This is a genomic window from Micromonospora sp. NPDC047707 (assembly GCF_040704235.1).
In the GTDB taxonomy this organism is placed as follows: Bacteria; Actinomycetota; Actinomycetes; order Mycobacteriales; family Micromonosporaceae; genus Micromonospora.
The window spans coordinates 20,874-38,688 of record NZ_JBEYSU010000026.1; the positions used below are offsets into that span (position 1 = coordinate 20,874).

Below are 17,815 nucleotides of genomic sequence, written 5' to 3' on the forward strand. Positions count from 1 at the left end.
GTGCCACCGTGCCCGATCTGCCCGGGCGAGGATCGCAACGAGAGGACTGTCCCCAGCCATGCCGATCTGGTTCGCATACACGTTGATCGTGTTGCTGGTCATCACGAGCATCCTGCTCACCATGCTGATCCTGCTGCACCGCGGTAAGGGCGGCGGGCTGTCCAGCATGTTCGGCGGCGGTGTCAGCTCCAGCCTGGCCGGGTCGTCGGTCGCCGAGAAGAACCTGGATCGTTACACCGTGCTGGTGGGCATCGTCTGGTTCGCCTGCATCGTCGGGCTCGGGCTCTGGCTCCGGCTCCAGCAGACCAGCGGCGTCGCCTGAGCAGGCGCGCCAAGTCGTACAATCTGCGCGCGGTCCGTCCCCCGACGGGCCGCGCGCAGTCCGTTTCAATCCCGCTGCACCGCGTCGCCCGCCGCCACCCCTCGACGGCGGTTCCCCTCCGACGAAGGAGCTGGCAGCCGTGCGCAACGGTAACGTCCTCCGGGGCAGCCGGGTGGGCTCCGCCCCGGCCCGCCCCGCCGAACGCTACGAGCCGGCTCCCTGCCGGCCGGTCACCTACTGGTGCCGCAACGGCCACGACGTCGAGATCCGGATCGCCGCCGAGGCGCCGGCACCCGAGGTGTGGGACTGTCCGCGCTGCGGGCTCCCCGCCGGCCGCGACCCCGGGAACCCGCCGGGCCGCGTCCGGTCCGAGCCCTACAAGACCCATCTGGCGTACGTGAAGGAGCGGCGCACCGACGCCGAGGGTGCGGCGATCCTCGCCGAGGCCCTCGACGCCCTGCGCCGCCGCCGCGGCCGGCCGGAGCGTTAAGAAGGGCCCCCTGTACAACGCCAGGCGTTAACAGGGGGCCCTTCCTTATACCTTCAGCGCAGGCTGCGGAAGCGGGCCGGCACGTCGGCCGCCGCGGCCCGGTCCAGCAGCCAGAGGGTACGCCCGGTGCCCTGCACGCCGGCCGCCGGCAGCTGCACCGGACCCGCGCCGGCGAGGGCCATGCCGACCGCGCGGGCCTTGTCCGAACCGCTGGCCACCAGCCACACCTCCTCGGCGGTGTTGATCGCCGGGAGGGTGAGGGTGATGCGGACCGGCGGCGGCTTCGGGCTGCCGCGGACCGCGCTGACCGGCCGGCTCTCGTAGCCCACCGGGTGCTCCGGGAAGACCGACGCCACGTGCCCGTCCTCGCCCACGCCGAGCAGCAGCACGTCGAAGTGGGGGAGCGCGGCGGTGCCCGGGCGGGCCGAGCGGGCCAGTTCGGCGGCGTACCGGGCGGCGGCCTCCTCCGGGTCGTGCCCCGACGGGCCGTCCGAGGCCGGCATCGCGTGCACCCGCGCCGGGTCCAGCGGCACCGCGTCCAGCAGCGCCGCCCGCGCCTGCGTCTCGTTGCGTTCCGGGTCACCGGACGGCAGGAACCGCTCGTCCCCCCACCACACGTCCACCCGGGACCAGTCCACCGCGTCCCGGGCGGGCAGCGCCGCCACCGCCCGGTACACCGCGGCGGCGACCCGGCCGCCGGTGAGCACCACCGACGCCTGGCCGCGTTCGGCCTGCGCGTCGAGGAGCCGGACCACCAGCCGTGCCGCCACCGCCTGCGCCAGCAGCTCCGCGTCGGCGTGGACGGCGACACTCGCCTCACTCATGCCTGTGCCTTCGTTTCTCCGGCCCCGGGGCCGGTGCCGCGTCGGGCCCGTCGCCGGGCGATCAGTGCTGCCCGCTGGTCCCGGAGTGCGCGGTGATCCCCGCCTCGGCCCGCTGGGCCTCCGCCGGATCCTTCCAGACGTGCACCCGCTGGGCGGGGCGCTGGTCCAGCCCGGTGAGCCCGGCCGCGGCGCCCAGCGCCTCCGCGTACACCTGGTCGGCGTCGAGCCGGCGCAGCTCCTCGGCCAGCTCGTCGCCGAGCGGCCGGCGGACCAGCGGCAGGTGCCGGTCCTCCTGGCCGGTCCGCCGGAAGACCGCCATGCTGTCGGTCCGGGTCAGCGTCAACTCGTCGCCGTTGGCGCAGCGCAGCTGCACCTCGTGCATCCGCGGGTGCTGGTCGGTGTGCTGCCACTGCGGGTCGATCCCCAGCCGGGCGGCCAACCAGCCGCGCATCAGAGCGGCCGTCGGGTCGGTGCGCGGCGCGACCACGGTCGCGTCGGTGACCTGCGCCTCGGTGGTGTCGAACGCGCCCGCCACGAGCGTGCGCCACAGCGTGATCCGCGTCCAGGCCAGGTCGGTGTCGCCGGGCACGTAGTCCCAGGCCCGCTGCCGCAGCGCCGCCACCGGGTCGGCCGCCTGCGCCGCGTCGGTGATCCGCCGGTCCGCGACGACACCGAGGAAGTCGGTGGCGATCTCGGCCGGCGGCTCGCCGTGCCACCACGTCACCACCGGAACGTCCGGCACCAGCAGCGGCATCACCACCGACTCGGCGTGCAGGGCCAGCCGCCCGTACATCCGGGTGACCACCGCCTCGCACGGGCCGAGCCGGCCGCCGACGACGATCTCCGCGTCCAGCCGGTTGCGGTCCCGCTCGACGTCGGAGCGGACCACCACCAGCAGCCGGCACGGGTGGGCGGCGGCGGCGATGGTCGCCGCCGCCTCGGCCTCGCGGACCCGCTTCTCGTCCACCACCACGATCAGGGTGAGCGCCATACCGCTGGCCACCCCGCCGGCGCTGCGCCGCTCGGCGGCGAGCGCCTTGACCACCTCGTTGCCGGTGGTGTCCCACAGGCCGATCACAGGAGCCTCCCGGTGTGCTCACGTCGCTCGGTCGTCACGCCCGCCGCCAGGCCCGGCCCTCGCGGGCCAGCATCTCGTCGGCGGCGCGGGGCCCCCACTCGCCGGCCCGGTACGGCTCCGGCGTCGTACCCGCCCAGGCCCGCTCCAACGGGTCCACCGCCGCCCAGCTCTGCTCGACCTCGGCGGCGTCGGGGAAGAGCGTCCGGTCACCGATGAGTACGTCCAGCACCAGCCGTTCGTACGCCTCCGGGCTGGACTCGGTGAACGCCTCGCCGTACTGGAAGTCCATCGCGATGTCGCGGACCTCCATGGCGGTGCCCGGCACCTTCGAGCCGAACTTGAGGACCACGCCCTCGTCCGGCTGGACCCGGATGACGAGCTGGTTGTTGCCCAGCGACTCGACGTCCGTGTCGTCGAACGGCAGGTGCGGCGCCTTCTTGAACATGATGGCGACCTCGGTGACGCGGCGCGGCAGCCGCTTGCCGGCCCGGATGTAGAACGGCACCTCCGCCCAGCGGCGGTTCTGGATGCCCAGCCGCACCGCCACGTACGTCTCCGTCGTGGAGTCCGGCGGCACACCCTCCTCCTCCAGGTAGCCCACGGCGCGTTCGCCGCCCACCCAGCCGGGCAGGTACTGGCCCCGGACGGTGCCCTTGTCGACGTCCTTCGGCAGGGTGATCGCCTTGAGCACCTTCAGCTTCTCGGTGCGGATCTCGTCCGGGGCGAAGCTGGTCGGCTCCTCCATCGCCACCAGCGCCAGCAGCTGGAGCAGGTGGTTCTGGAGGACGTCCCGGGCGGCGCCGGCCGAGTCGTAGAACCCCGCCCGGGTGCCGATGCCGACGTCCTCGGCCATGGTGATCTGCACCGAGTCGACGTACTTCGAGTTCCACAGGGGCTCGAAGAGGTTGTTGGCGAACCGCAGGGCGAGGATGTTCTGGACGGTCTCCTTGCCCAGGTAGTGGTCGATCCGGAAGACGTCCTCGCGGGTGAAGACGTCGTCGACCAGGTCGTTGAGGGCCTTCGCCGAGGGCAGGTCGTTGCCGAACGGCTTCTCCACCACCACCCGGCGCCACCCGCCGGACTTGGCGTTGTCGGCCATGCCGGTGCGGGCGAGTTGCTTGAGCACCACCGGGAACGCCGCCGGGGGGATGGAGAAGTAGAAGGCGGCGTTGCCGGGGATGCCGTGGGTGCTGCGCAGCTCGTCCAGGGTGTCCGCCAGGTGGTCGAACGCGGAGTCGTCGTCGAACGACCCGCCGACGAACTTCATGTTGCCGGCCAGCCGGGCCCACACCTCCTCCCGCCACGGGGTGCGGGCGTGCTTCTTCGCCGACTCGCAGGCCAGCGTCTCGAAGTCGCCGTGGCCCCAGTCGCGGCGGGCGAAGCCGAGCACGACGAAGCCCGGGGGCAGCAGCCCCCGGTTCGCGAGGTCGTACACGGCCGGCAGCAGCTTCTTGCGGGCCAGGTCCCCGGTGACGCCGAAGATCACCAGAGCGCAGGGCTCCGGGATCCTCGGCAGCCGCCGGTCCTGCGGGTCGCGTAGCGGGTTCTTCACGCCGCCTCCTCGCTCCGCCTCGGTCACGTCCGTCATCGTCACGCGCGCGGTGCCCCGACCGCATCGAGCAGCTGGGCCACGCCCGCGGACCGCTCGGTCAGGTGCAGCCGCAGCAGCGGGCGCTTCCGGCCGGCCAGGGCCTGCCGGTCGCCGGCGGCCTGCGCCGCCTGCAGCTCCCCGAAGGTGTACGGCTTGCCGGGCACCTGCAGATCAACGTCGACCGCGCCGGTGATCTGCAGGAAGCTGCCGAGCTGCGGGCCGCCCTTGTGGTACTGGCCGGTGGAGTGCAGGAAGCGCGGCCCCCAGCCGAAGGTCACCGGCCGGTCGGTGCGCCCGGCGAGCAGCGGCCGCAGTCGGGCCGCGTCGGCGTCGGCGAACCGGTCGAGGTACGCCATCACCGCGAGGTACCCGTCGTCCTCCACCCCGTCGAGCAGCCAGCGCAGGACGCCGGCAAGGTCGCCCGGTGCGCCCGCCGGCGCGTACACCTCGATCGCGCCCTCGGTGAACGACGGCGTCTCCGCCGGCGGCCCCGAGGCCAGGATCTTGTTGGTGTTCTCCTTGGACTCGGTGACGTTCGGCTGGTTGAACGGGTCGATGCCGAGCACCACGCCGGCGATCGCGGTGGCGTACTCCCAGGTCAGGAACTGGGCGCCGAGCGGGCCGTTGACCGCCACGTCGGGGTCGGCGCCGCCGCCGGGGACGGTGCCGGCGGGCAGTGCGCCGCCGTAGGTCACGGTGAGCACGTTCCGGCCCGTGGTGCCGGGGCCCTGGGGGGACTCCACCACGACCGGGAGGATGCCGACGCCGGCCTTGCCGGTGGACTCGGCGACCAGTTGCTCGATCCAGTCGCCGAGCCCGTCGATGCCGGTGCCGTCGGAGACCAGCGCGACCTTGTCCCGGCCCATCGTGGCCGCCGCTCCGAGCGCGGCGCCGAGTGCCAGCCCCGGGTTGTCCCGGTCCCGGCCCAGGGACTCGGCGAGCGCGTCGGCCTCGTCGAGGAGGTCGGCCACCTCGACACCGGCCAGCGCCGTCGGGACCAGCCCGAACGCGGTCAGTGCCGAGTAGCGCCCGCCGACGTTGGGATCGGCCAGGACGCAGAACGCGCCCATCTCGGCGGCGGTCTGCTCGAGCGGGGAGCCCGGGTCGGTCACGACGACGAAGTGCCGGCCGGCCTCCTCCTCGGTCATCCCGGCGTCCAGGAACGCCTGCCAGTACGCGCGGCGGTGGCTGTCGGTCTCCACCGTCGAGCCGGACTTGCTGGCGACCACGACCACCGTCCGCTCCAGCCGGTCGGCCAGGGCCGCCCGGACCTGGCCGGGGTCGGTGGTGTCCAGCACGGTCAGCGGCCTGCCGAGGGTGAGCGCGATCACCTCGGGGGCCAGCGACGAGCCGCCCATGCCGGCGAGCACGACGTGGTCCAGGTCGCCCAGCTCCGCCTTCAGCTCGGCGAGCTGGGGGAGCAGTTCGCGGCTGCGGCGGTGGGTGTCCACCCAGCCGAGCCGGATCTTCGCCTCGGCTTCGGCCTCCGGGCCCCACAGGGTCGGGTCCTTGCGGGCCAGCCGGCCCGGGGCCTCGTTCGCCACGAGCGCCTGGCGGGTGGAGGCAGGTGCCGACCGGTCGACGGCGTCCGCCCCGTACACGGCGAGCCCGGCCGCCGCCTCCACCGGCCCGGAAAGCAGGTCACTCACGCCGCCACCTCGCTTCGCTCGGCGGCGGCGCGAGGCGCCACACTGCGGTGCCTGATGGTTCGCTCGCTGCGCTCGCTCACGCGTTACCTCCGGCCTTCCGCGCGGCCTCGGCGCTGTCCTTGGCGGCGCCACCCGGGTGACCGGTGCCCTTGACCGCCGCCTCCAGCGACTTGCGGACGCCGTCGAGCAGCTCGTTCCAGCTCGTCTCGAACTTCTCCACGCCCTCGCGCTCCAGCGTCTCGATCACGTCGGCCATGTCGACGCCGACCGACTCCAGACCCGCGAAGACCTGCCGGGCGTCGTCGTACGCGCCGGTGACGGTGTCGCCCCGGACCTCGCCGTGGTCGGCGAACGCGTGGATCACCGGCTCCGGCATGGTGTTGACGGTGCCGGGCGCGATCAGCTCCTCCACGTAGATCACGTCCCGGTAGTCCGGGTTCTTCGTCGAGGTGGACGCCCACAGCGGGCGCTGCGGGTGCGCCCCGGCGTCGGCGAGGGCCTGCCAGCGATCGGAGGAGAAGACCTCGGTGTAACGCTCGTAGGCGAGCCGCGCGTTGGCGACCGCGGCCTTGCCGCGCAGCGCCCTGGCCTCCGCCGAGCCGATCTTCTCCAGGCGCTTGTCGACCTCCGTGTCGACCCGCGACACGAAGAACGACGCCACCGATCCGATCTTGGACAGGTCGTGGCCGTTGGCCTTCGCCTGCTCCAGACCGGCGAGGAACGCGTCCATGACCTGCGAGTACCGGTCCAGGCCGAAGATCAGGGTGACGTTGACGCTGATGCCCTCGGCCAGGGTGGCGGTGATCGCCGGCAGGCCGGCCTCGGTGGCCGGGATCTTGATGAAGAGGTTCGGCCGGTCGACCAGCCACCAGAGCGCCTTCGCCTCGGCGACGGTCCGCTCCGTCTCGTACGCCAGCCGCGGGTCCACCTCCAGGGAGACCCGGCCGTCGACCCCGGCGGTGGCGTCGTACGCCGGGCGCATCACGTCGCAGGCCCACCGCACGTCGTACGCGGTGAGGTTGCGCACCGCCTCCTCGACGTCCACCCCGCGGATGGCCAGGTCGCGCAGCTGCCAGTCGTACTCGTCGGCGTCGCTCAGCGCCTTGGCGAAGATCGTCGGATTGCTGGTCACGCCGACGAGGTGCTGTTCCCGGCGCAGCTGGTCCAGTCCGCCGGAGCTGAGCCGTACCCGTGAAAGATCATCGAGCCAGACCGCCACGCCCGCGGCGGTGAGCTCACCCAACCTGTCCGTCATGCCGTCCACGCTCCCCTCAGTTGCCGGTGGTGAAACCAGTGATGTCACCGACGCGGGTCAGCGCCGCGTGCGCGGCGGCCACGATCCGGTCGGGGGTGAACCCGAACTGCTCGAAGAGCACCGAGTGCGGGGCGCTCGCCCCGTAGTGCTCCAGGCTGACGGTCTCGCCGCAGTCGCCGACGATCGCGCGCCACGACATCGCGACACCCGCCTCCACGCTGACCCGCGCCCGCACGCTCCGCGGCAGGACCGACTCGCGGTACGCCTCGTCCTGCTCGGCGAACCACTCCTGGCACGGCATCGACACCACGCGGGTGGGGGTGCCGTCGGCCTCCAGCCGCTCCCGGGCGGTGAGGCAGAGCTGCACCTCCGACCCGGTGCCGACGATGATCACCTGCGGCTTGCCGGTGGACGCCTCGGCCAGTACGTACCCGCCCTTCGCCACACCCTCGGCGCCCGCGAGGGTCGACCGGTCGACGGTCGGCAGCGCCTGGCGGCTGAGCGCCAGCGCGGTCGGCCGGTCGGTGTGCTCGAGGGCCCGCCGCCAGGCCCACGCGGTCTCGTTCGCGTCGGCCGGGCGGACCACGTCCAGGCCGGGGATGGCCCGCAGCGCGGTCAGGTGCTCCACCGGCTGGTGGGTCGGGCCGTCCTCGCCGAGGCCGATCGAGTCGTGCGTCCAGACGTAGATCACCGGCAGCTTCATCAGCGCCGCGAGCCGGACGGAGGGGCGCATGTAGTCGCTGAAGACGAGGAACGTGCCGCCGTACGGGCGGGTGCCGCCGTGCAGGGCGATGCCGTTGAGGATCGCGCCCATCGCGTGCTCGCGGATGCCGAAGTGCAGCGTGCGGCCGTACTCGTGGCCGGGGAAGTCCTTGGTCGCGTGCACGGCCGGGACGAACGACGGCTCGCCCTTCATGGTGGTGTTGTTGCTCTCGGCCAGGTCGGCGGAGCCGCCCCACAGCTCCGGCAGCACCGGCGCGAGCGCCTCGAGCACCTTGCCGGACGCGGCGCGGGTGGCGATGCCCTTGGCGTCGGCGGGGAACTCCGGCAGCGCGTCCGTCCAGCCCTGCGGCAGCGTACGGGTGGCCAGCCGGTCCCAGAGCGCCCTGCGCTCGGGGTTGCCCTGCGCCCAGGTTCCGAAGGCGTCGGTCCAGGAGCGCTGTGCCTCCGCACCGCGCTCCATCACCTGCCGCGCGTGCTTGAGGACCTCCTCGTCGACCTCGAAGGTGTTCTGCGGGTCGAAGCCGAGGATCTGCTTGGTGGCGGCGACCTCGTCGGCGCCGAGCGCCGAGCCGTGGATCTTGCCGGTGTTCTGCTTGTTGGGGGCGGGCCAGCCGATGATGGTCCGCAGCGCGATGAAGGAGGGGCGGCCGGTCTCCGCCTTGGCGGCCAGCAGCGCCCGGTACAGGGCCTCCACGTCCTCGTGGTAGTCGCCCTGGTCGGCGTCGCCGCGGCGCCAGTCCACCGTCTGGACGTGCCAGCCGTACGCCTCGTAACGGGCCGCGACGTCCTCGCTCTTGGCGATGCGGGTGTCGTCCTCGATCGAGATCTCGTTGTCGTCGTAGATCAGGCAGAGGTTGCCCAGCTGCTGGTGCCCGGCGAGCGCGCTCGCCTCGTGGGAGATGCCCTCCTCGATGTCGCCGTCGGAGGCGATGCACCAGATGTCGTGGTCGAAGACCGAGGCGCCCGGCTCGGCCTCCGGGTCGAACAGGCCACGCTCCCGGCGGGCCGCCATCGCCATGCCGACCGCGTTGCCGACGCCCTGCCCGAGCGGGCCGGTCGTGGTCTCCACGCCCGGGGTGTGCCCGTGCTCCGGGTGGCCCGGGGTCAGCGAACCCCACTGCCGCAGCGACTTCAGGTCCTCCAGGCCCAGCGGGTAACCGGAGAGGAAGAGCTGGATGTAGAGGGTGAGGCTCGAGTGGCCGGCGGAGAGGACGAACCGGTCCCGGCCCGGCCAGGTCGGGTCCGCGGGGTTGTGCCGCATGACCCGGTTGAAGAGCAGGTAGGCCGCGGGCGCGAGGCTCATCGCGGTGCCGGGGTGACCGTTGCCGGATTTCTCCACGGCGTCCATGGCCAGCACGCGGACCGTGTCGACGGCCCGGCGGTCGAGGTCGGACCAGTTCAGTGCGGGGTGCTCGGGTCGGTTGGCAGCCACGATGGTTGTGCTCCTCGGCAGATGGGCGGAACCCTCACTGGTGACCCTATCGAGCGGTCCTAAACGTCCGCCCAGGGATCTCTGCATGCTGTTCTGTACGTCTCCGCGCGGTTGCACGTTCGATCGAGGGTGTGACGCCCCGCACCGTTGCCGGGTCGCCCGGGCTGCCAAAACGACAGCGCGTAGTGTGTGGGGCGGTGTGTGGACCCCGAGCCGGGTCGCGCCGATCCCGACCTCCCCAGCCGACGCCGGAAGGTGGCAATCCGTGAGCATGATCACCGAGCGCCCCGTCAGCAACCCTGCCGGGCAGCCGGTGCGCACGGTGCCGGCCGACGAGGCCACCTCGCGGCGGGACGTGCGGGCGGTCGTCGCGGCGTACGTGGCGTTGACCAAGCCCCGGATCGTCGAGTTGCTGCTGGTCACCACCGTGCCCGCGATGATGCTCGCGCACGGCGGCATGCCCTCGCTGTGGCTGGTCGCCGTGGTGCTGGTCGGCGGGTCGCTCGCCGCCGGCGCGGCCAGCGTCCTCAACTGCTACATCGACCGGGACATCGACCAGCTCATGCGGCGGACCAAGCGTCGCCCGCTGCCGGCGCACACCGTGACGCCGCGCAACGCGCTGGTCTTCGGCCTGGTGCTGGCCGTGGTGTCGGTGGCGCTGATGGCGGCGTTCACCAACCTCCTGGCGGCCGGCCTCACCCTGGCGGCGATCGTCTACTACGACCTCGTCTACACCGCCTGGCTCAAGCGCACGACCGCGGCGAACACCTTCTGGGGCGGCGCGTGCGGGGCCGCGCCGGTGCTGATCGGCTGGGCGGCGGTGACCGGTTCGCTGGCGCCCGCCGCGTGGGCGCTGTTCGCGGTGGTCTTCTTCTGGCAGATGCCGCACTTCTACCCGCTCGCCATGAAGTACAAGGACGACTACGCGCGAGCCGGCATCCCGATGCTGCCGGTGGTGGCGTCCACCCGCCGGGTCAACGCCGAGATCCTGGTCTTCGCCTGGCTGACCGTGCTCACCTCGCTGGCGGTCTGGCCGCTCGGGATGAGCGCCGTCTACGGCGTGCCGACCCTGGTGGTGGGCGCGATCTTCCTGGTGGAGGCGCACAAGCTGGCGCGCCGGGCGAGCCGGGGCGAGGCGGTCAAGCCGATGCGGCTGTTCCACTGGTCGACGACGTACCTGACCATCGTGTTCGCGGCGGTCGCGCTCGACGCGCTGATCTGATCCACTCCCGAACAGTCCGGACAAGTCATCCTCATGGATGAGTTGTCCGGCTTTTCATTTGGTAGATAGTAATTTCCTCACACCCTCGGGTCCGTCTTTCACGTTCACGTCTATGCAACTTTGCCGCCACCCATTCGTGAGGAAATTACGGGATAAAACCGGTCGAATCACCTGTGGTCTTCCTTAAACCTCGGGGTAATTGGCATCACAAAAGGTTCACGGAACTCGCCCGCATGGGTGCGAGTCTGCTTAGGCTTCGCGTCATGGCAGATGGTTCCGATACGACGCTGACGGCTGAACAGACCGCCAACGACCAGGCTCCCAACGGCCTGGTTGCCGGGATCAAGTCGTTCGCCGCCGGACACGGCGGGGCGAAGGCGGTCATCGAGTACGTCGGCAAGCGCGGCGCACGCATCGTCCTCGTCGGCTCCGACGGGGCCTGGGGCGACCAGTTCGCGGACGACACCGTCGTCGCGCGGCAGGCGTGCGCCAAGGCGGGAGTCACCGTCGAGAACGCTTGGGAGCGTGAACTGATGGACCAGATGCGTCCGAGCAACGACCTCTGGCGGTCGATGGCCCGGCGCACGATGGCCCGTTGACATAAATTGACCAACCACCACCAGTCGACCCGGGGGGAACCCCGGGTCGCTCTCGTCACCTGCGCCGCCCTGCCCGACCTGGAGGACGACGACCGTCTCGTCGTCGCTCCCCTCGCCGCCCGGGGCGTCAGCGCCTACCCGGTCGTCTGGGACGACCCCGCCGTCGACTGGGCCGCCTACGACCTGGCGGTGCTCCGTTCGCCCTGGGACTACATGCCCCGCCGCGACGAGTTCGTCGCCTGGGCGGCGGCCGTGCCGGCCCTGGCGAACCCGGCGGAGATCGTCGCCTGGAACACCGACAAGCGGTACCTCGACGAGCTCTCCGCCGCCGGGGTGCCGACCGTCCCCACCGCGTGGGTCACCCCCGGCGAGGAGTGGGAACCGCCGGGCGAGCACGGCGAGTACGTGCTCAAGCCCTCGGTCAGCGCCGGCAGCCAGGACACCGGCCGGTACGACCTGGCCGACCCCGGGCACCGCGACCTCGCCCGGGAGCACGTACGGCGGCTCGGCGCGGCCGGGCGGGTCACCATGGTCCAGCCGTACCTCTCGGCGGTCGACACCGCCGGCGAGACCGCGCTGCTGTTCGTCGCCGGCCCGGGCGGGCTCACCTACAGCCACGCGATCCGCAAGGGTGCGATGCTGAGCGGTCCCGACCTGGGCGTCGACGGCCTCTACAAGCCCGAGGCGATCACCGCCCGCACCGCCACGGCGGAGCAGCTGGCGGTGGCCGAGAAGACCCTCGCGGCGGTGCCGGGCGGCCCCGACCGGCTGCTCTACGCCCGCGTCGACCTGATCCCGGGCGCCGACGGCAGCCCGGTCCTGGTCGAGCTGGAGCTCACCGAGCCGTCCCTCTTCCTGGCGTACGCCGACGGCGCCCCCGAGCGCCTCGCCGACGCCATCCTCACCCACCTCACCAGCCGCACCTGACGCCCGCGCCACCCGCGGGCGCGGGGCGCGGCAACTTCGGGGAAGTTGCCGTCTCAAGCGGCAGCGAGGGGACATCTTCCCCGACGTTGTCCCCTCACCACAGCAGCGATCGTCAGGCGTGGACCGCGACCGGTACCTCGGTGGCGGGCGTGGTGCCGGTGGGGGCGGTCGGGCGGCGTTCGCGGGTCGACCAGAGCACCGACAGGGTGGCGAGCCACACCAGGCAGGACCCGAGCATGTGCGCGCCGACGAGAAGCACCGGCAGATCCGTGAAGTACTGGACAAAGCCGACGATCCCCTGAGCCAGCTCGACGACGAGCAGCACGCGGGCGGCGCGGATGGCGCTCGCCGGCCCGCCGACCGCCCGCAGCGCCAGCCACAGCGCCAGGCTCAGGCCGACGAGGAGGAACACCAGGTCGGCGTGCACCTGGGAGATCGTCTCGGGGTTCAGCCCGTTGCGCACCGCGTCGGCGTCACCGGCGTGCGGCCCGCTGCCGGTCACTGCCACGCCGACGACGATCACCGCCGCGCTGACCGCGACGACGATCTGCACCAGCGTCCGGAGCGGCGCCGGGACCAGGGGGTGCGTCGGGCCGTCCGGTTCGTCGATTCGGCGCCAGAGGGCGTAGGCGGCCAGCAGCAGCACCATGGAGACCACGAAGTGGATGCCGACGATCGAGGGGTGCAGTTGCATCCGCACCGTGATCCCGCCGATCACCGCCTGCGCCGCGATGCCCAGCACCACCGCCACGGCCAGCAGCACCACGCTGCGCCGGCGGGGGCGGTGTGCCCATGCGGCCAGCAGCGTGGCACCGGCGATCAGCACCAGGACGAAGGTGAGCAGGCGGTTGCCGAACTCGATCACCCCGTGCACGCCCATCTCGGGCGTCGTGATGTACGACTCGTCGGTGCACCGGGGCCACGTGGGGCAGCCCAGGCCGGACGCGGTCAGCCGGACCGCCCCGCCGGTGACGACGATCGCGACGTTCGCGACGATGTTGGCGAACGCCAGACGGCGCAGCAGGGTGGTGGAGACCGGGAACCGGACGGCAGGAGTCACGGCGCAAATCCTACGCACCGTAGTGGAACCCGATCGGGTGACTCCGCCGGTGCGGTGGTTCGGATCACCGGCCCCGGGTTTGCGGGCCCCTGACGAATTACGTAACGTTGGCGTTGTGAAAAACGCGGCGGGGGTCTCCGGGCACCGGCCGGCGCCCGTACCGGCCGCCGGTCAGTCTGCCGCGTCCGATCTCTCGACCCGGGACCGGGTCACCCAGCTGCTGCTGGAGCGGGGTGCCACGACCGCCGCCCAGCTCGGCGACGCGCTCGGGCTCAGCCCGGCCGCCATCCGCCGGCACCTCGACGCGATGCTCGCCGAAGGCGACGTGGTCGCCCGTGAGCAGGCGGTACGCGGTCACCGGGGCCGGGGCCGACCCGCCAAGGTCTTCCTGCTCACCGACGCCGCCCGGATCCGCTGCGGCACCCACCACTACGACAACATGGCGACCGCCGCGCTGCGCTGGATCGCCCGTAGCGGTGGGCCGGAGGCGGTGGAGGCGTTCGCTGCCGACCAGGTGGCCGCCCTGGAGGCCCGGTGCCGGGCCGCCATGGAGGACGCCGGCGACGACCCCCTCGCGCGGGCGGAGGCGCTCGCCGGAGCGCTGACCGCCGAGGGCTACGCTGCCAACGCGTCCACGATCGCCTCCGGCGGCCAGCTGTGCCAGCACCACTGCCCGGTGGCGCACGTGGCCGCCGAGTTTCCCCAGCTGTGCGAGGCCGAGACCGCGGTGATCTCCCGTCTGGTCGGCACCCACGTGCAGCGCCTGGCCACCATCGCGCACGGCGACGGGGTGTGCACCACGCACATCCCGGCCCAGCCGGGGCGTGCCCAGTCCGGTAAGACCGTCACCACTGTGAGGACAGATAGATGACCGAGCAGATCGTCCAGCCCCTGACCCAGGAGGAGCAGCTCGCCGCCCTGGGCAACTACGAGTACGGCTGGGCCGACCCCGACGTCGCCGGGGCGATCGCCCAGCGCGGTCTCAGCGAGGCGGTGGTGCGGGACATCTCGGCCAAGAAGAACGAGCCGGCCTGGATGCTCGACCTGCGCCTGAAGGGCCTGCGGCTGTTCGACCGCAAGCCGATGCCGGCCTGGGGCGCCGACCTCACCGGGATCGACTTCGACAACATCAAGTACTTCGTGCGGTCCACGGAGAAGCAGGCCACCAGCTGGGAGGACCTGCCCGAGGACATCAAGAACACCTACGACAAGCTGGGCATCCCCGAGGCGGAGAAGCAGCGCCTCGTCGCCGGTGTCGCGGCGCAGTACGAGTCCGAGGTCGTCTACCACAAGATCCGTGAGGACCTGGAGGAGCAGGGCGTCGTCTTCCTCGACACCGACACCGCCCTCAAGGAGCACGAGGACCTCTTCAAGGAGTACTTCGGCACGGTGATCCCGGTCGGCGACAACAAGTTCGCCGCCCTGAACACCTCCGTGTGGTCCGGTGGCTCGTTCATCTACGTGCCGAAGGGCGTGCACGTGGAGATCCCGCTGCAGGCCTACTTCCGGATCAACACGGAGAACATGGGCCAGTTCGAGCGGACGCTGATCATCGTCGACGAGGGCGCGTACGTGCACTACGTCGAGGGCTGCACCGCGCCCATCTACTCCTCGGACTCGCTGCACAGCGCAGTGGTGGAGATCATCGTCAAGAAGAACGCCCGCTGCCGCTACACGACCATCCAGAACTGGTCGAACAACGTCTACAACCTGGTCACCAAGCGCGCCGTCTGCCACGAGGGCGCCACCATGGAGTGGATCGACGGCAACATCGGCTCCAAGGTCACCATGAAGTACCCGGCGGTCTACATGACCGGCGAGCACGCCAAGGGCGAGGTGCTCTCGGTGGCCATGGCGGGCGAGGGCCAGCACCAGGACGCCGGCGCCAAGATGGTGCACGCCGCGCCGCACACCAGCAGCACCATCGTCTCCAAGTCGATCGCCCGGGGCGGCGGCCGCACCTCGTACCGGGGCCTGGTCCAGGTGCTGGAGGGTTCGCACAGCAGCAGGAGCACCGTGAAGTGCGACGCGCTGCTGGTCGACACCATCTCCCGCTCGGACACCTACCCGTACGTCGACATCCGCGAGGACGACGTGTCGATGGGGCACGAGGCGACCGTCTCCAAGGTCAGCGAGGACCAGCTCTTCTACCTGATGAGCCGGGGCCTCAGCGAGGACGAGGCGATGGCGATGATCGTCCGCGGCTTCATCGAGCCGATCGCCAAGGAACTCCCGATGGAGTACGCGCTGGAGCTCAACCGCCTGATCGAGCTGCAGATGGAGGGCGCGGTCGGCTGACGCCGGCCGCGAACGCCGACCCGTCGGGCCGGGCCGGGCGAACCCCGGCCCGCCCTCCGATCAATGACACCGTCGTCGCAGAACAACCAAGGAAGAGATGACTACCCAGGCTTCCGCGCCGCCCAGCACCAAGTCGCAGGCGCTCCGCTCGTACGACGTCGCCGACTTCCCGGCCCTCACCGGCCTGGAGGAGGAGTGGCGCTTCACCCCGCTCAAGCGGCTGCGCGGCCTGTCGGGCGGGGTGCAGGCCGCGACCGGCACGGTCGGGCACGAGTACGGCGACCTGCCGGCCGGCGTCACCGTCGAGCGGATCGGCTCGGACGACCCCCGGGTCGGCAGCGTGCTGACCCCGGTCGACCGGATCAGCGCCCTCGCGTACGGCGGTGCGGACGGTGCGCTGCTGGTGCAGGTCGCCCGCGAGGCCGTGGTGGCCGAGCCGGTGACCGTGCGGGTGGTCGGCCAGGGCGCCGACGCCCTGGCCTACGGGCACACCTTCGTGGAGGTGGGCCGGTTCGCCGAGGCGGTCCTGGTGCTGGAGCACGTCGGTTCGGCGACCCTCGCCGACAACGTCGAGGTCTCCGTGGCCGACGGCGCGAAGCTCACCCTGGTCACCGTGTCCGACTGGGCCGACGACGCGGTGCAGGCGCAGCACCTCAAGGTCAAGCTGGGCCGGGACGCGCGCGTGCTGCACGTCCAGGTGACCCTCGGCGGTGACCTGGTCCGCCAGTACACCACCGTCGAGTACACCGAGCGTGGCGGCGAGGCCGAGCTGTACGGCGTGTACTTCGCCGACTCGGGCCAGCACCTGGAGCACCGGCAGCTGGTCGACCACAGCGTGCCGGACTGCCGCAGCTACGTGGGCTACCGGGGCGCGCTGCAGGGCGACAGCGCCCGCACGGTCTGGGTCGGCGACGTGCTGATCCGCGCCGAGGCGACCGGCACCGACACGTACGAGATCAACCGGAACCTGCTGCTCACCGACGGCGCGCGGGCGGACTCCGTACCCAATCTGGAGATCGAGACCGGCGAGATCGCCGGCGCCGGCCACGCGAGCGCGACCGGCCGCTTCGACGACGAGCAGCTGTTCTACCTGATGGCCCGGGGCATCCCGGAGGCCGAGGCCCGCCGCCTGGTGGTCCGCGGCTTCTTCGCCGAGCTGCTGAACAAGATCCCGGTGGACTCCCTGCGCGAGCGCCTCGGCGAGGCGATCGAGGCCCGGCTGGCGAAGGCCGGCGCCTGATGATCCGCATCTGCTCCACCGAGGACGTCCCGAAGGGCACCGCGATCAGCGCCGACGTCGACGGCACGCAGATCGCGCTGGTCCACGGCGAGGACGGCGAGTTCTACGCCGTGTACGACGAGTGCTCGCACGCCGCCGTCGCCCTCTCCGAGGGGGAGGTGGAGGGCTGCACGCTGGAATGCTGGCTGCACGGCTCGCGTTTCGACCTGCGGACCGGCGAGCCGACCGGGCTGCCCGCCACCGAACCCGTACCCGTCTACCCCGTCGAGATCCGCGACGGTGACATCTACGTCGACCTGACGCCGAGCAATGGAGTGACCCGATAATGAGCACCCTGGAGATCCGCGACCTGCAGGTGTCGGTGAAGCTGCCCGAGGGTGAGCTCAAGCCGATCCTGCACGGCGTCAACCTGACCGTGAAGTCGGGGGAGACCCACGCCATCATGGGTCCGAACGGCTCCGGCAAGTCGACCCTGGCGTACTCGATCGCCGGGCACCCGAAGTACGAGATCACCGGCGGCTCGGTGACCCTCGACGGCGAGGACGTCCTGGAGATGTCCGTCGACGAGCGGGCCCGCGCCGGCCTCTTCCTGGCCATGCAGTACCCGGTCGAGGTCCCCGGGGTCTCGGTGGCGAACTTCCTGCGCACCGCCAAGACCGCGATCGACGGCGAGGCGCCGAAGCTGCGCACCTGGGGCGGCGAGCTGCGCGGCGCCATGGAGCGCCTCCAGATGGACCCGGCGTTCGCCCAGCGCAACGTCAACGAGGGCTTCTCCGGCGGTGAGAAGAAGCGGCACGAGATCGTGCAGCTGGAGCTGCTCAAGCCGAAGATGGCGATCCTCGACGAGACCGACTCCGGCCTCGACGTGGACGCGCTGCGCGTGGTCAGCCAGGGCGTCAACCGGGTGCGCGACACCGGTGACACCGGCCTGCTGCTGATCACCCACTACACGCGGATCCTGCGCTACATCAAGCCGGACTTCGTGCACGTGTTCGTCGCCGGCCGGATCGTCGAGGAGGGCGGCCCGGAGCTGGCCGACAAGCTCGAGGAAGAGGGCTACGAGCGGTACGTCGCCGGGGCCGGGTCGGCGCGGGCCTGACCAGGA

At 71.9% G+C, this 17,815-nt stretch carries 17 protein-coding genes; 10 read left to right on the forward strand and 7 right to left on the reverse strand.

The genetic code is table 11. From position 1 onward, the window contains the following. The first annotated feature begins 58 nt into the window (after window positions 1-58). Together secG and AB0873_RS23475 are read left to right on the forward strand one after the other, a co-directional pair. Window positions 59-322 carry a preprotein translocase subunit SecG gene (gene secG / locus AB0873_RS23470; RefSeq protein WP_155331231.1) on the forward strand — a complete coding sequence of 88 codons (264 nt, stop codon included), beginning with the start codon at window positions 59-61 and terminating at the stop codon, window positions 320-322. 139 nt (window positions 323-461) lie between these two features. Beyond that, entirely contained in the window at window positions 462-812 is a 351-nt protein-coding gene (locus AB0873_RS23475; protein WP_366602161.1) for an RNA polymerase-binding protein RbpA, read from the forward strand. 53 nt (window positions 813-865) lie between these two features. Here AB0873_RS23475 and pgl read toward each other — a convergent pair whose 3' ends face one another. The 6 genes from pgl to tkt all read right to left on the reverse strand — a co-directional run bounded on the left by pgl (window position 866) and on the right by tkt (window position 9,364). Then, a complete protein-coding gene (pgl, locus tag AB0873_RS23480) occupies window positions 866-1,636 on the reverse strand; it encodes a 6-phosphogluconolactonase (RefSeq protein ID WP_155331233.1) in 771 nt (256 codons plus the stop codon). A gap of 61 nt (window positions 1,637-1,697) precedes the next feature. Further along, on the reverse strand, window positions 1,698-2,714 hold the full coding sequence (locus tag AB0873_RS23485) for a glucose-6-phosphate dehydrogenase assembly protein OpcA (protein WP_366602163.1): 1,017 nt from the start codon (window positions 2,712-2,714) through the stop codon (window positions 1,698-1,700). A gap of 34 nt (window positions 2,715-2,748) precedes the next feature. After that, entirely contained in the window at window positions 2,749-4,266 is a 1,518-nt protein-coding gene (gene zwf, locus AB0873_RS23490) for a glucose-6-phosphate dehydrogenase (protein ID WP_366602216.1), read from the reverse strand. Between the two features lie 38 nt (window positions 4,267-4,304). Beyond that, window positions 4,305-5,954, reverse strand: a complete 1,650-nt coding sequence (locus AB0873_RS23495) for a glucose-6-phosphate isomerase (protein WP_366602164.1) — start codon at window positions 5,952-5,954, stop codon at window positions 4,305-4,307. A gap of 76 nt (window positions 5,955-6,030) precedes the next feature. Beyond that, window positions 6,031-7,209, reverse strand: coding sequence for a transaldolase (tal, locus tag AB0873_RS23500; protein WP_366602166.1), 1,179 nt, complete (start codon window positions 7,207-7,209; stop codon window positions 6,031-6,033). Between the two features lie 16 nt (window positions 7,210-7,225). Then, window positions 7,226-9,364: a transketolase gene (gene tkt / locus AB0873_RS23505; RefSeq protein WP_155331237.1), complete on the reverse strand. Its 2,139-nt coding sequence runs from the start codon at window positions 9,362-9,364 to the stop codon at window positions 7,226-7,228. A 265-nt stretch (window positions 9,365-9,629) separates the two neighbouring features. Here tkt and AB0873_RS23510 point away from each other — a divergent pair, with 265 nt between their 5' ends. The 3 genes from AB0873_RS23510 (at window position 9,630) to AB0873_RS23520 (ending at window position 12,112) form a co-directional block, all read left to right on the forward strand. After that, window positions 9,630-10,586, forward strand: a complete 957-nt coding sequence (locus tag AB0873_RS23510) for a heme o synthase (RefSeq protein ID WP_155331238.1) — start codon at window positions 9,630-9,632, stop codon at window positions 10,584-10,586. A 263-nt stretch (window positions 10,587-10,849) separates the two neighbouring features. Further along, window positions 10,850-11,185, forward strand: coding sequence for a hypothetical protein (locus AB0873_RS23515; protein ID WP_155331239.1), 336 nt, complete (start codon window positions 10,850-10,852; stop codon window positions 11,183-11,185). A gap of 6 nt (window positions 11,186-11,191) precedes the next feature. Then, window positions 11,192-12,112, forward strand: coding sequence for a hypothetical protein (locus AB0873_RS23520; protein WP_366602168.1), 921 nt, complete (start codon window positions 11,192-11,194; stop codon window positions 12,110-12,112). A gap of 112 nt (window positions 12,113-12,224) precedes the next feature. On the opposite strand, the gene AB0873_RS23525 is transcribed toward AB0873_RS23520, so the two are convergent. After that, entirely contained in the window at window positions 12,225-13,190 is a 966-nt protein-coding gene (locus tag AB0873_RS23525; RefSeq protein ID WP_366602170.1) for a COX15/CtaA family protein, read from the reverse strand. 97 nt (window positions 13,191-13,287) lie between these two features. On the opposite strand from AB0873_RS23525, the gene AB0873_RS23530 reads away from it, so the two are divergent. The 5 genes from AB0873_RS23530 (at window position 13,288) to sufC (ending at window position 17,809) form a co-directional block, all read left to right on the forward strand. Then, the gene (locus tag AB0873_RS23530) at window positions 13,288-14,043 is read left to right on the forward strand and encodes an HTH domain-containing protein (RefSeq protein WP_366602172.1); all 756 of its coding nucleotides are present in this window, start codon (window positions 13,288-13,290) and stop codon (window positions 14,041-14,043) included. Continuing rightward, window positions 14,040-15,470, forward strand: a complete 1,431-nt coding sequence (gene sufB / locus AB0873_RS23535; protein WP_155331243.1) for a Fe-S cluster assembly protein SufB — start codon at window positions 14,040-14,042, stop codon at window positions 15,468-15,470. The genes AB0873_RS23530 and sufB overlap by 4 nt, the downstream gene beginning before the upstream one ends. 97 nt (window positions 15,471-15,567) lie before the next feature. Beyond that, complete coding sequence (gene sufD / locus AB0873_RS23540) at window positions 15,568-16,710, forward strand: Fe-S cluster assembly protein SufD (RefSeq protein WP_366602173.1); 1,143 nt, start codon at window positions 15,568-15,570, stop codon at window positions 16,708-16,710. Then, window positions 16,710-17,036 (forward strand): non-heme iron oxygenase ferredoxin subunit, encoded by a 327-nt coding sequence (locus AB0873_RS23545; protein WP_155331245.1) that lies wholly within the window; start codon window positions 16,710-16,712, stop codon window positions 17,034-17,036. Before sufD ends, AB0873_RS23545 begins: the two co-directional genes overlap by 1 nt. Continuing rightward, window positions 17,036-17,809 (forward strand): Fe-S cluster assembly ATPase SufC, encoded by a 774-nt coding sequence (gene sufC / locus AB0873_RS23550; protein WP_155331246.1) that lies wholly within the window; start codon window positions 17,036-17,038, stop codon window positions 17,807-17,809. The genes AB0873_RS23545 and sufC overlap by 1 nt, the downstream gene beginning before the upstream one ends. The last annotated feature ends 6 nt before the right edge of the window (window positions 17,810-17,815 follow it).